Here is a 13,053-nt window from a genome sequence, read left to right as displayed (position 1 = left end):
CCTGCCGCAATGAGCACTCTCTAATAATTAAAAATATTTTTAATTATATAGGAGCGGCACCATGGTTAAAGAATTTGAACATCACATTGCATGGACCGATGCAATGAAATACGGCCCGGGCTATGCGGGATTAATTGGCTACCAACGAAAATTCAGTGGCGATCTGGCGCATATATTATGGGTGCTTGGTCCCAACCTGATCTGCGAGCAAGATGCTGAAAATTCTGCCGAAAAAATGCTTGACCAAATCAGCGAGATTACCTGCTTTGGCCGGGTTGTCTATGCAGACGGAGTCATGCTGTAAATTTTTATCCAGGATGGAAAAAATAAAGGTGGAAAAATCCACCTTTATTTTTTGCTCATTAAATTTGCGAATGGTGCAAATTAGTTATTGATATTCAGATCACGGTATTCGCGACCGTAGTAAGTGTGTACGTTTCGCGCCCAGGTTTCATCCGCCATATCCGGCCAATCATCTTTATCAAAACCAGGTGCATTTTCCAGGCGCTTTTTATCAATATCCAAAATAAAGCGCTTATTGATCGTATCCAGGGTTAACGCGCTCCAGGGCACAGCAAATAATTTTTCACCGAAGCCCAGGAATGAACCAAATGATAGTACCGCATAGGCAATTTTTCCGCTGGCCACATCCAGCATGATCTCTTTAATATCGCCAAGATCTTCCTCAGCGCGATTATAGACATCGTTGCCAATCAACGTATCAGCGCCCATCAAGCGCGGGCCTGGACCTGTACCATCATCACGCAGTAAATTGGTTTTATACATGCCATAAGTGTCACGAGTTTCATAGTTCATAAAAACACCTTTTCCTTATCAAGGTTAAGTTGGGCCAGCTCATAATGTTTAAATAAAAAATTAATAAACCGTATAACTGGCTACTTCGCGATTTTTTAAGTCACATAATTCATGACCTGATGAAAATGCATTAGTTCATAGGAAAAAGAGCTTCAAGGATTGATTTAAATTAAACAATGAACTGCAACGAACTAATAACCTAACCAGCGAGAATCCAATTAATTAAGGAGAAGCAGAACTCACACGCCAAATAATATTCCCTACATCATCAGCAACTAACAACGCACCTTTGTTATCCAGAATGACACCAACAGGCCGACCTAATGCATCACCGTCTTTACTGAGGAAATCAGTGAGGACATCAACCGGAGGAGCGCCGGAAGGTTTGCCATTTGCAAAAGGAATAAACACTACTTTATATCCACTGTGCGGTTTACGGTTCCATGAACCGTGCTGGCCTATGAACATTCCATTTGCAAACTGCGCGGGGAGACTATTGCCTTCGGACCACGCCAATCCCAGCGATGCTGTATGCGCACCTAACGCGTAATCCGGGACAATAGCACGGCGTACCAATTCAGGTTGTTGCGGCTTAACACGCTCGTCAATATGCTGGCCAAAATAACTGTAAGGCCAACCGTAAAACCCACCCTTTTTTACCGACGTTAAATAATCCGGCACCAGATCATTACCCAATTCATCGCGTTCATTGACGACGGTCCATAATTCACCGGTAACCGGATGCCATGCGAGGCCATTGGGATTACGCAAGCCCGACGCAAAAACTTCGCGCTTGCCGGTACGGATTTCAATTGCCAGAATTGCGGCGCGGTCTTCCTCTGCCGCCATGCCCGCTTCGCCAACGTTGCTATTGGAACCCACCGTCGCATACAACATAGAACCATCTGCACTAGCGATAATATTTTTAGTCCAATGATGATTAATCGGGCCACCGGGTAAATCCACCAGCCTGGTTCCCGGCGAGGTAATTTTGGTATCGCCAAGGCGGTAATCAAAATGCACAATCGCATCGGTATTGGCGATATACAAATTGCTTCCTACTAATGCCATGCCAAAAGGTGAATGTAATCCTTCCAGGAGCGGCGAACGGAAATCAGCAACACCATCGTTATCAGTATCGCGCAAAAGTGTAATTCGATTGGCGCTTTCACCGGTTGACCCTGCTTTCTTCATAAACAAGCTAGTCACCCATGCGCGAAAACCTTTATTTTCTCGTGGCGGAGCATTGGTTTCTGCAACCAGCACATCGCCATTCGGCAGCAAATACAACCAGCGTGGATGTTGTAAATCCTTGGCAAAGATACCGACTTTCGTGCCGTGCGTCGGCGTTGGCAACGTTTTTTCCGGCCATCCTTTAGCTGGCGCAACATTTACTACGGGTAACAATTTTTTCTCCGGTGCCGTTAATACGGGATTAATGCCGTAACCGGCAAACGATGACGAAGATCCGCTACTTTGCGCAAATACACTTATCGCACCCAGCGACAATGCAATACCCACTACTATTTTTTTAGCCGGGATTTTGTTTATAAAATTCATTGTAAATATTCCTCAACAATGTGAATTTACAGGCGCACAAAATCCGACAGCAGAAGAACGCTTAAAGTTTAATAGACGGGACTAAATGGTTAGACGCTGATAGTGAAGAACTAATGGCCCGGATTCTATTAAAAGAGTAAATACGTTAACAATTAGAATTGGTATTGATCACATTTCAGTTGCATGTAAATTATTCCCTGTACCGGTGCCCCGGTGTGCAAATAATTCAAAATTCCCAAGTGAATACAAAGGCAAATAATATTTTTTCAATAAAATCATACGCCTAGATTCTTAGCAAAAGCTGGCCTTGATATTGCAATATTCGGGACATCCCGCACAACAGAGATAATTATTATGTCCAGAACGCAAAGAGAAAAATCGCAAGGAAAAACAGGCACAGCAAAATTGTTTGGTAGGAATGGAAGGCACTTTAAACGCAACCTGGATGAGGCAAGTGATAGCGGCCGCAAAGGCGCTCACTTCCTTAGAAGTAATCGCAGGCACAATCAGAATTACACTGAAGATTTTTTAAGTGGATATGCGGACTGATTTTATTATTTCAGGGCGTCCATAAATACGCGATAGAAAAGGCGGCAATTTGTCGCCTTCCAATATCCCAATTCCCGGCGAATTGCATCCAATGTCAGGTTTTTAATACATCCCTCCTTGTTATTGCCAATAAAAATTATTGTCAATAAAAATGAATTTTTACCAAGATCAACCGTCAACCTATAAAGGGTCATTCAGGAGCATGTATTATGAATTCACGCAATCGAAAAAAAATTGAACCCATAAATAATAACCGCCCGGCCGAGGAAGACGAACTTAACTTTGAAAATGACCAACCAACACCCGGCTTTGATGAGCCTGTAGCTCCTCCGGGAGATGACCCTCATAGTAAAAATGCGGGACTCACTGAAGCATCCCAACCAGGACAGGGGCCAACAAATGACGACCTGACACCAGAAACATTAATTTTAGAAGACGGCGCACGCTCCCAATATGAACAGGAACAAGGCAGCCTTGAGCCAGCAGATAAAAGCCTGTCAGTTGTAAATGATAATGAGATTGGTGCCGGTGGTGGTTTGGATGAAGCAGAACTGGCCAAAGTAGACCCGATAAGCCGAAGAAAATAGTGCTTCGAAAATAATGCGTTAACTGTTAGTGTCAAGAAAGAATAATTTGAAGGCGATTTTTAATAAATCGCCTTCAAATTATTTATCCAGCAGCGTCAATAACACACCGTTAGTCCAGCCAAAACCATCCTGGACCGGATATTCTCCACCACCGGCTGTTAACTCAAGGTCATAGACATTGTATTTTTCTACCATCTTGCCGGTGTTCTTATACACGCGAAGATTTACGTTAACCCACCGCTCCTGGATTGTCGCAGCCAATTTATGCTGTTGGTAATTTTGTAAACCTTTAATCGTAATCCAATGCAATGGCGCCCATCCATTGGGGGCATCCCATTGTTGGTGGGTATTATTTAATGTAGTGCTCACCCCACCGGGTTTTAAAAATTCATGTTCAATGGTATGCGCTACGCGCTCTGCCTGATGTGATTCGGCCATCATAAAATATAAAGGGAACATGGCAGCGAGCGATTTATTATGCGTTGGCCGCTTCGAAATAAAATCATAATCATGAAAAAAACCATCGCGATCATCCCACATATAACGTTGCATTGCCTGCTGCCGTTGTTGTGCAAGCACCAGGTATTTTTTATGCAGCGCGGTATTTCCAGCACGTAAATAAGCCTCTGCCAATACCATTTCATGGTGATAAAGTAATGCATTCAAATCAATCGGAATGATCTCGGTAGTATGAATGCTCGACATATTGCCGTGGTCTTTAAACCAGCGGCCGCTAAAGTCCCACCCGGATTCTGCCGCAGCGCGGATATCGCGATACCGCTCAACAGGAAGGTGATGTGCCTTTACCAACTCAATATCTTCGATATAGGATTCCGGGCGCGGTGTAGCACGGTCATCCCAATAGCGATTCATAATAACGCCGTCAGGCAATAACACCACGCGCCTGTATGCTGGTTTTTCGTGAGTTAATTCCGCTGCACCATCCATCCAGAAATCATATTCTTTCTGCAGTTGTGCCATGTATTTTTCCAACACGGCCTCACCCTGTTTTTGTGCAAGTAATTTCACCATTAACGAATAAAATGGTGGTTGTGACCGCGATAGATAATAGGTGCGATTACCATTGGGAATAAAACCGAGGGTATCGATAAGATAGGAAAAGTTATCCACCATATTTTCAATCAAATCCCAACGATCCGATGCTGCCAATCCCAACATAGTAAAGTAGCTGTCCCAATAATAAATTTCGCGGAAGCGGCCACCGGGAACAACATAGGGTTTGGGGATCGGAATCAAGGTTCCGGTATCAGTCACCGTGCCGGGTTGGCGAGTTAATACATCCCAGAGAATGGTTATATGTTCTGCAGCTGTTTTGGAAGGGTCGGTTATAAAATGCGTCGGGCTATCCAATGGAACCGCAAAATTTTCTGCTACAAAATCGCTTAACCGGAAACCCGGCTGGTTTTTGCCAAGCTGATAACTTGCCAAAATCTGCTTGTCAGAATTTAACGGAATCGCGTCGACAAATGTTTTGGAGTCACTGAACAATCCCGATGTTTGAACTGCAATAAATAGTTCACCAAAGCGATCATCGGGGCCGGCCAAACTGACTGATGTGGTGTCAATCGTATTGACCACTGGCCCTTCCGTATTCGCCACCTCTGTATGAGTACAACTGACGCAGAGTATTTGCATTGTAAGGCACACGCTGCAGATGAGTGGATTCTTCATAATCCATCCTTAATTGCCAGGCAACTAAACATCCTATCCTCTTCTAAGGACAAAACTTCAATAGCTAAGTTCATGCCACAATTAAGGACGCATTGCCTGCGCAACAAAAAAATAAAGCGGCCAATGCCGCTTTGACAGGGGTACAGGTGTTACTTATCAGCACATGCTTTGCGGCAAAAATTTCCCAAACCAAGCATACTCAACAACAACAAAATAATCATTGAAGGTTCACTGACTGCCGTCCGTGTAACTTCAAGCTCCCAGCGCACCTCATTCATTGCCAGATTAGTGGAGTAATTTGTCATCGCAATTCCAAAGTTGCCGCTTTTAACAGGATCATAAGTGCAGTTGTCATCCATATCCCAAATTGCGCAGGTATCTTCCCCGGGTGCCCAACTCAAACCAAACGCAATAGTTTCCGTATCAATATCTGCATAAACCAATTCGCGATACCCCCATGGCATTGCATGGAATATTAAAAACTCCATAGTGCCAGCATCCCAATCATCACCGTCATCCACAATTTCACGGAAGCTCAAGAATAAAGTGATGCTGTGGGCAATATCAGTGTTGGGGTTATAACCATGCTCGCGCATGTTGGTAGAAAAACCGGTATATCCTGTTTCAAGCGGCACATCCCTCACCACATCGACGATAATAAGTGCGGAGCTCTGTAATGATAAAAGACACAGGATTGTTGCGAGCAACCAGCGTTGATACTTCATGATACTTATCCTTTAGTGGCAGTTCCCGGTGAGTGAAATTGGATTAAATTCCAATAGGTAATTTTTGGCGAAACAAAAAGCATTTTGCTCCAGCAAACAGGAGCAGCATTTTCCTATCGCAGGGGAAATTTTAGAAGATATTGAGCCGGCGACAAATGAAGTAATTTCATTAAAATCGCTTAAGGGATTGATGAAATTTATAGCTCATAACAAGCAGTAACACAGAAATTATCTATTGGATATTCTCCTCTGTCTGAGGCGCACCGCTTCCTTCTTTAATAGTGTTGTTGCAATCTTCAGGATCATAAGTTTTCTGGATTCCTCCTGCCACAAAACCAATAAGGAATGTCAATATTAAAACGGCACAAGAAACAATAATTCGTTTGCCAGGGGTGTGTAAGGACATGCCATTCTCCCGCTCTAACCAGATATCTTGCTATGTGAATTTACACCGGATTACATCCTTGACCATCATTGCCTGTGTTGTTTCCTTTTGTGCCAAGATCAAATAATTATGTATAAACAGCGTCAATATAAATATAACGCGTTATTTTTTTGCTGCGATAATCAACGCCCGGCAGTCGGCGTCATCGGCATTACCACTTTCAACAAATGCAAGCAAGGCTGCGAATGGAGTAAGCAAAGTTCCCAGAGCAATTGCAGCGGCACTACGAGCTCCCGCTTTTTTGCTATCCAGGCCAATTTCAGGCGACTTCAGGTTACCCGATAGGGTAATAGGAATGCGCGCAGAAAGCAGACTGTTATCCTTTGGTTTGGCATCCAGGCGCGCATCGATTTTTTCTTCTTTCAAATCGACACCAACTTTTCCCAGCAAGGTTGAATCATTAGTATCCAGCACAAACGTTTTGGAATTCAGCTGCCCATCTTTTATATTGAAGTCAGCGACGCCACAGCGGATTTTGGTGGACTTATCTTTGCCTAGAAACAACGGCAGCGCTTCGCCAACATCCACATCGGACGCTTCAATTAATAGCAAGCTGATTTGACCACCTGACATAATAATCGCCATCTCACCATTACTGGTTCCCAGTACATCAGCTAAGGATGCGCCCGTACCATTTATAGAAAAATTCCCGCCGAAGAATCCTTTTGTGGTTGATGCAAAGCGCGTATTTTCAAAAAATTTATTCAAACTCAGATTGCGCAAATTCAATTTCATACTCATAGGAGGGATATCGGGACGGGCATCAATCGTAATGGCGCCATCGACAGTACCGTCTGCCAATACCGCCTTAAAAGGGTCGAGCCTGAGTTGCCCATCCTTTAACAGGAACCGAACTTCCATTCCTTTGAACGGTACATTGGGTGCATTAATTTTTTTCGCTTCCAGCATTACATCCAAATCCGTTGCTCGCAGGCGCTCCACATTCAACGGCACATCAGGAATTAGCCTCGAACTTGCTTTTTTCTCCGCTGCCGCTTGTTTTTGCTCTGCAGTAACCGCTTCCTGTTCCGGGGATGGAGGAAGCCCGATAAAACCGCCCAAATCAGCACTATCCAGCACATTGGAAAGTAAATTCGCTTTGAGAAAACCGCGTGGGCCTGTTACATCGTATGAAAGTGTTCCGGACAAATCGCTTTCACCCACTTTACCGGTAAATTTATCATAGCCCCACACGCCGCCGTTTTTAGTAAGTTGGCCTTCGAGGGTATAAGGCGGTGTTGGAGGTAATGGAATTGCCGTCAGGTAAAAAAGATCCGCGAGATTGTCGCCAACAATTTTTAATGTCGCGTTGATGCCACTGAAATTAAATGCGTTGTTAAATACACCATTTAGCTCTACATGGGTTTGCCCCATTGTAAGTTTAAATAGCAAGGGAAAATCGGCTTCAGGGTCGCGCAGTGCGTCAAGGGAACCACCAGATGCACTCACAGTGAGCGGGCGGTTTTGTAATTTTCCATTCCCCGATAAAGTAAACTCATACTTTTTGCCGGTTTCTTTATCCGATTTTCCATCGTTTTCCGCCTTTACTGAATCCAGTTTTAAATCCAGATTCAATTCACGCACAGCATTGCGGAAGATAAGTCGACCATTATTTATTTCAATCCTGTCTTCCAATTCAAAATTGCTGAGTCCCGATCCTCCACCATCACTATTTTCAGCCATGAACGGAAAAGTCCAATTAGTGTCATCAACGGATTTTCGCTCAAGAACAATGACAGGCTTATCTAACGAAACACTACCCAACTCAAATCGGCCTATTAATAATTTCCAGGGTTTGATAGTAAAGTTGATAGCCTCAATAGAAACCATATCCGGCTCGCGATACCCTTGCGCGTTACTTAACCGAATATTCCTGGCATGGACTGCGGCATAGCTCCAATGCCAATCAATAGCGAGCGGACCATCTATAGCGAGTTCCCGCCCCGTTGTTTTACTGCCGCGCTCCTCAACAAACCAGCGGACCAAAGGCTCTGAAAATATAATAATGCCAATTATTGCGATTAGCAGCGTCAGCATTACAGCGCCGATAAAAGATCCTGTTTTATGACTACGAATTCGCTCAACATTCATCGGAATACCTACCCCACCAGTTCCTGATGACAATTGGACGACAATTAAACCGGTTTTGTTCATTACGTTTTTTACTGGTGCTTTTTTAATTATCGAGCTGCCATCAAAAAATATAATTTTTTAACGCAGACAAACACGACAATGCAACCTTCTGCTGGCTTTGCAGTCCATTTTTTATCTGCTTCATTTCCATTATTCGCGCCATACCCAAACAGGGAGCCTGCCCGATGAGAACTGCAATTATTGTTTTGTTCTGTTTATGCCTTTTGCCTTATGTGATGACGCTGATCTCGGCTTATTATCGGAAGCAACAATTGGGAGCCGTGAATAACCAACAACCACGTGAACAATACACACAATTGAAAGGTCCGGGCGCACGCGCTGTCGCAGCACAACATAATGCCTGGGAAGCATTAATAATTTACAGCGCCGCATTACTGGCCGTGGTTGCAACCCGGGCAGATCCACCTCACCTTGCACTCGCCGCAGTAATCGTCCTTATCGCACGTGTTCTACATGGATTCTTCTATCTTGCCAACCTGGATAAACTGCGCACCCTCGCATTTTTGATCGGTATCGTTCCCTGTTTTTATTTATTTTTTGTAGTTATCGCCGGCCTCCTGATGAGGTAGCCAGGGTATCTATAAAGAGGCAGCATAATGTTTGTCGCCATACAGTACCGGCGCTTGCTTACTGTCAGATCCAGGCTTTACCATGCGGGGAAAATATGCAGGAACACTTAATACATGCCCCATATATTAATTCTGGAAGACGAACCCTCTATTGCCGAAAGCCTGGTTTTCGTGCTTCAAACCGAAAGCTTTTCTACACATTGGGAAACGCTGGCCCATAAAGCGCTGGAGTATTTAAAAAACAACGCGGTGGATCTGGTGGTAATGGATGTAGGTTTACCGGATACCACTGGATTTGAAGCCTGTAAACAATTGCGTAAGTTTTCCGAGGTGCCGGTTATTTTTTTAACTGCGCGCGGTGCCGAGCTGGATCGTGTTGTCGGGTTGGAAATAGGTGCTGATGATTACGTAGTAAAACCATTTAGCCCGCGAGAATTAGCGGCGCGCGTCAAAGCAATTTTAAAACGTACGCGCCCGTTGCTGGCGGTTGCACAGGAAGTCGCCGGGTATAACGTTTCCACGGCAACCAATAACAGCGATACAGAATCACAACTTGCCACTAATTATGAATTTTTTATTGACGATGAACGAAAAATAATTCTTTATCACCAACAAATACTGAATCTCACCCGCCTTGAATTTTCGCTGTTGCAAACATTGATCGCACAACCCACACGGGTATTTAGCCGCGATCAATTACTGGATGCCATCGGCATTAACCCGGATGCGGGTTACGACCGTAATATTGATGGCCATATTAAAACCTTGCGCGCGAAATTACGCACCATCGCACCGGATGCAGAGCCCATTAAAACCCAACGCGGTTTCGGCTATGCCTATCATCCCGAAAAAAACAACTCACTCTGACCAGCAAAAAACAGAATGTATTCCATCGGCAATTTCAGGGAACCAACATGAGCCTAAGCGCACGGATTTTTATTGTCTATCTATTGTTTGTCGCATTCTGCAGTTATTTTGTATTGCGCACGGTGATGGATGAAATCCGGCCCGGTGTACGCCAATCCACCGAAGAAACCCTGGTCGACACCGCCAATTTACTGGCAGAGTTTTTGCGCGAACCGCTCCTGGAAAATCAACTGCAATCACCACGAATTCGTGAAATTCTCAAGGCTTATGGCCAGCGTCAACCCAATGCAAATATTTGGGGAGTTAGCAAGTTGCACGTGAATCACCGCATTTATGTGACCGATAACAAAGGTATTGTATTGCTGGATTCCAGCGATATTGCGGTAGGGCAAGATTACTCACGCTGGAATGATGTTCACCTTACTTTGCAAGGAAAGTATGGCGCGCGCTCCACATTGGAAACACAAGGCGATGAAAGCTCCAGCATCATGTACGTAGCCGCACCGATTACCCATGCCGGGAAAATTATCGGTGTTGTGTCAGTCGCCAAACCCAACCGCAGTTTACAGCCCTATATTGATCGTACCCAACGTCGCCTGGGTTTATTGGGGGCCGGTTTGATTTTATTGGGATTAATTTCTGGCGGTATTTTTTCCTGGTGGTTTAGTCGCGAGTTGCGCCGTTTACGTGAATATGCACTGAATGTGAGCCAGGGCCAACGCGCAATATTAACCCCGGGCTTAATTTACAGCGGTGAATTGGCGCAACTGGCAAAAGCATTGGAATCCATGCGCAATCAATTGGATGGCAAAGCCTATATCGAACAATATGTGCAAACATTGACACACGAATTGAAAAGTCCCCTTGCAGGTATCCGCGCCGCAAGCGAATTATTGCAAACTCCGATGAGCGAAGCACAACAGAAAAAATTCCTCGCCAATATCGAATCCGAAAGCCTGCGCTTGCAACAATTGATTGAACGATTACTAAACCTCGCGTTAGTTGAACAACAACAAAGCTTGCAAGCTCCACAAAATATTTTATTAAAGCCGCTCATTGAATCATTGCTGGATACACGTTCTGCGCGAATATCTCGCCAGACTATCCAGCTGCAATTGCAACTGGATGAAAATGCAGAAGTTTATGGCGAGAAATTTTTAATCGAACAAGCGTTATTAAATCTGCTGGATAATGCGCTGGATTTCACTCCGGTCGCCGGCAAGGTTCAGTTACGCACACAGCTAACAAATAATGGCTGGATGGTTTCCATCACCAATCAAGGTGAACCTATTCCCGAATTTGCAATGCCGCGCCTGACCGAACGATTCTTCTCCCTGCCACGCCCTGCTACTGGCCGCAAAAGCACCGGTCTCGGCTTAAGTTTTGTACAGGAAGTCATGACACTACACCGGGGCGAATTCCAACTGGAGAACACACAGGATGGCGTCTGTGCAACGTTACGTTTTCCACAATAAGTAGCCCGGCAGCAGAACTCCACACAAACTCCACATTTCTTCCATATAAACCCCACAAGCACTGGCGATCATAGGTTCACTTAATTGACAGGGAGAACCTTATGAAAAAATCGCTACTTTTAAAATTACTCACGATTGGAGCACTGATATTGTTATTGCTGGTTCCCGTCGGGATGATCGGTAACTCTATTGACGAACGCCAGCGCTACAGCGAATCGGTAGTGCGCGACATCGCAAAAAGCTCCACCCAAAACCAGACATTGACCGGCCCGGTGCTGGTAATCCCCTACCGCAAGATGGAACATATCACTACGCTGAACGATAAAAAGGAAAAGATTACCGAAGAACGCGAAGTTACCGGGCAATTATACTTTTTACCGGAACTGCTGCGCGTCGATTCCGATATGAATACCGAATTGCGTAAACTCGGCATCTATCGTGCGCACCTTTATCACACACGCAATAAAATCGATGGGAAATTTATTCTACCGCCCGCATTTGGCTTGGGTGATGATATTGCAAATTACGAATTTAAAACGGCTTATATTGCTATTGGAATCAGTGATATCCGCGGCATCGAAAATGCACTCGACCTGACCTGGAATGCAAAAAAGTTTACCGCTGAACCCGGCGCACAATTATCGCTACTGGGTAATGGTGTCCATATAAAACTGGATGTCCCCGATGCAGGAAAAGTTTACGATTTCTCACTCAATTTACAGCTGCAAGGAACCGGACAACTTAACCTGACACCACTGGGAAAAGAAACCCATGTGGCACTCGCTTCCGATTGGCCCCATCCCAATTTCCTGGGTGACTATTTACCTGTTGAACACACTATCAGTGACGCTGGCTTTTCTGCACGCTGGCAGACCAGCTATTTCTCCACCAATATGGAAGAACATTTCCAACGTTGTATTCGCCAGCGAGAGTGCGGCAACTTCGAGCAAAGTAAACTGGGGGTAAATTTAATCGATCCCATCAACCACTATGTAAAAAGTGACCGCGCCATTAAATATGCCTTGTTATTTATTGCATTAACCTTTGCCGGATTTTTCCTGTTTGAAATCCTCAAGCGCTTGCAAGTCCATCCAATCCAATATGCGTTGGTAGGTTTAGCATTAGCATTTTTCTATCTGCTACTCATTTCATTATCGGAGCATATCGGGTTTACGCTCGCCTATGTAATTTCAGCGGCAGCGTGTGTAAGCCTGATCGGATTTTATGCCAGCTTTGTACTACAAAGCCTCACTCGTGCACTGGGCTTTACCTCTGCACTCGCATTGCTCTACGGTTTGTTATACGGCTTACTCAGCGCAGAAGATTACGCATTATTGATGGGATCGATTTTATTATTTGCAATGCTCGGTGCCTTTATGATGCTCACACGCAAAGTGGATTGGTACAACCTGAATGCGGGGGCCAGCCAATGATTAACCTTATAGGTTCAATCATTATTCTGCTGGTTCCAATATTGAGTGCATGTTTCATCACCGTACGGTGCTGGAGGCAAGGCTGGAGTGCCAGGTTTGCGCTACTCATTTGCACAGCATTGGTTAGTTTGCATACGCAGGCGTATTATTTTCCAGCACAGCCACTGAAAGATCGCTACGC

At 44.7% G+C, this 13,053-nt stretch carries 13 protein-coding genes; 7 read left to right on the top strand and 6 right to left on the bottom strand.

All coding sequences use genetic code 11. The annotated features are described in order from the left end of the window. Positions 1-61: 61 nt before the first annotated feature. Positions 62-304 (top strand): hypothetical protein, encoded by a 243-nt coding sequence (locus tag A596_RS17870; RefSeq protein WP_039917341.1) that lies wholly within the window; start codon positions 62-64, stop codon positions 302-304. 80 nt (positions 305-384) lie between these two features. Here the strand turns inward: A596_RS17870 and A596_RS17865 are convergent, their stop codons facing one another. Both A596_RS17865 and A596_RS17860 read right to left on the bottom strand, forming a co-directional pair. Then, entirely contained in the window at positions 385-816 is a 432-nt protein-coding gene (locus A596_RS17865) for a PRC-barrel domain-containing protein (protein WP_039917340.1), read from the bottom strand. A gap of 222 nt (positions 817-1,038) precedes the next feature. Next, positions 1,039-2,376: a PQQ-dependent sugar dehydrogenase gene (locus A596_RS17860; protein WP_052417653.1), complete on the bottom strand. Its 1,338-nt coding sequence runs from the start codon at positions 2,374-2,376 to the stop codon at positions 1,039-1,041. Between the two features lie 758 nt (positions 2,377-3,134). Here A596_RS17860 and A596_RS17850 point away from each other — a divergent pair. Continuing rightward, positions 3,135-3,512 carry a hypothetical protein gene (locus A596_RS17850; RefSeq protein ID WP_039917336.1) on the top strand — a complete coding sequence of 126 codons (378 nt, stop codon included), beginning with the start codon at positions 3,135-3,137 and terminating at the stop codon, positions 3,510-3,512. A gap of 78 nt (positions 3,513-3,590) precedes the next feature. Here A596_RS17850 and treA read toward each other — a convergent pair whose 3' ends face one another. Continuing rightward, positions 3,591-5,111: an alpha,alpha-trehalase TreA gene (gene treA / locus A596_RS17845; RefSeq protein WP_200882963.1), complete on the bottom strand. Its 1,521-nt coding sequence runs from the start codon at positions 5,109-5,111 to the stop codon at positions 3,591-3,593. A gap of 242 nt (positions 5,112-5,353) precedes the next feature. After that, positions 5,354-5,929, bottom strand: coding sequence for a PEP-CTERM sorting domain-containing protein (locus tag A596_RS17840; RefSeq protein ID WP_039917334.1), 576 nt, complete (start codon positions 5,927-5,929; stop codon positions 5,354-5,356). A gap of 64 nt (positions 5,930-5,993) precedes the next feature. Here A596_RS17840 and A596_RS23160 point away from each other — a divergent pair, with 64 nt between their 5' ends. Further along, positions 5,994-6,149, top strand: coding sequence for a hypothetical protein (locus tag A596_RS23160; RefSeq protein ID WP_160280178.1), 156 nt, complete (start codon positions 5,994-5,996; stop codon positions 6,147-6,149). 12 nt (positions 6,150-6,161) lie between these two features. On the opposite strand, the gene A596_RS23155 is transcribed toward A596_RS23160, so the two are convergent. Together A596_RS23155 and A596_RS17835 are read right to left on the bottom strand one after the other, a co-directional pair. After that, a complete protein-coding gene (locus A596_RS23155) occupies positions 6,162-6,335 on the bottom strand; it encodes a hypothetical protein (protein WP_160280176.1) in 174 nt (57 codons plus the stop codon). A gap of 141 nt (positions 6,336-6,476) precedes the next feature. Beyond that, positions 6,477-8,528, bottom strand: a complete 2,052-nt coding sequence (locus tag A596_RS17835) for an AsmA family protein (RefSeq protein ID WP_039917332.1) — start codon at positions 8,526-8,528, stop codon at positions 6,477-6,479. 164 nt (positions 8,529-8,692) lie between these two features. Here A596_RS17835 and A596_RS17830 point away from each other — a divergent pair, with 164 nt between their 5' ends. The 4 genes from A596_RS17830 to creD all read left to right on the top strand — a co-directional run bounded on the left by A596_RS17830 (position 8,693) and on the right by creD (position 12,872). Next, positions 8,693-9,097: an MAPEG family protein gene (locus A596_RS17830; RefSeq protein ID WP_039917330.1), complete on the top strand. Its 405-nt coding sequence runs from the start codon at positions 8,693-8,695 to the stop codon at positions 9,095-9,097. Between the two features lie 114 nt (positions 9,098-9,211). Further along, positions 9,212-9,964: a two-component system response regulator CreB gene (gene creB / locus A596_RS17825; protein WP_039917329.1), complete on the top strand. Its 753-nt coding sequence runs from the start codon at positions 9,212-9,214 to the stop codon at positions 9,962-9,964. A 47-nt stretch (positions 9,965-10,011) separates the two neighbouring features. Next, complete coding sequence (gene creC, locus A596_RS17820; RefSeq protein ID WP_039917326.1) at positions 10,012-11,439, top strand: two-component system sensor histidine kinase CreC; 1,428 nt, start codon at positions 10,012-10,014, stop codon at positions 11,437-11,439. Positions 11,440-11,540: 101 nt separating this feature from the next. Then, complete coding sequence (gene creD / locus A596_RS17815; RefSeq protein ID WP_039917324.1) at positions 11,541-12,872, top strand: cell envelope integrity protein CreD; 1,332 nt, start codon at positions 11,541-11,543, stop codon at positions 12,870-12,872. Positions 12,873-13,053: the final 181 nt, after the last annotated feature.

The sequence above is a fragment of the Cellvibrio mixtus subsp. mixtus J3-8 genome (assembly GCF_000766945.1).
Classification (GTDB): Bacteria; Pseudomonadota; Gammaproteobacteria; order Pseudomonadales; family Cellvibrionaceae; genus Cellvibrio; species Cellvibrio mixtus_A.
Note: the sequence above shows the minus strand (reverse complement) of the source record. Positions and strands in the feature narration are given on the sequence as shown.

Coding starts and splice junctions, on each gene's coding strand:
- A596_RS17830 (WP_039917330.1), top strand. CDS start 8,693: ATGAGAACTGCAATTATTGTTTTGTTCTGTTTATGCCTTTTGCCTTAT.
- A596_RS17850 (WP_039917336.1), top strand. CDS start 3,135: ATGAATTCACGCAATCGAAAAAAAATTGAACCCATAAATAATAACCGC.
- A596_RS17870 (WP_039917341.1), top strand. CDS start 62: ATGGTTAAAGAATTTGAACATCACATTGCATGGACCGATGCAATGAAA.
- creB (WP_039917329.1), top strand. CDS start 9,212: ATGCCCCATATATTAATTCTGGAAGACGAACCCTCTATTGCCGAAAGC.
- creD (WP_039917324.1), top strand. CDS start 11,541: ATGAAAAAATCGCTACTTTTAAAATTACTCACGATTGGAGCACTGATA.
- creC (WP_039917326.1), top strand. CDS start 10,012: ATGAGCCTAAGCGCACGGATTTTTATTGTCTATCTATTGTTTGTCGCA.
- A596_RS23155 (WP_160280176.1), bottom strand. CDS start 6,335: ATGTCCTTACACACCCCTGGCAAACGAATTATTGTTTCTTGTGCCGTT.
- A596_RS17865 (WP_039917340.1), bottom strand. CDS start 816: ATGAACTATGAAACTCGTGACACTTATGGCATGTATAAAACCAATTTA.
- A596_RS17835 (WP_039917332.1), bottom strand. CDS start 8,528: ATGAACAAAACCGGTTTAATTGTCGTCCAATTGTCATCAGGAACTGGT.
- A596_RS17860 (WP_052417653.1), bottom strand. CDS start 2,376: ATGAATTTTATAAACAAAATCCCGGCTAAAAAAATAGTAGTGGGTATT.
- A596_RS17840 (WP_039917334.1), bottom strand. CDS start 5,929: ATGAAGTATCAACGCTGGTTGCTCGCAACAATCCTGTGTCTTTTATCA.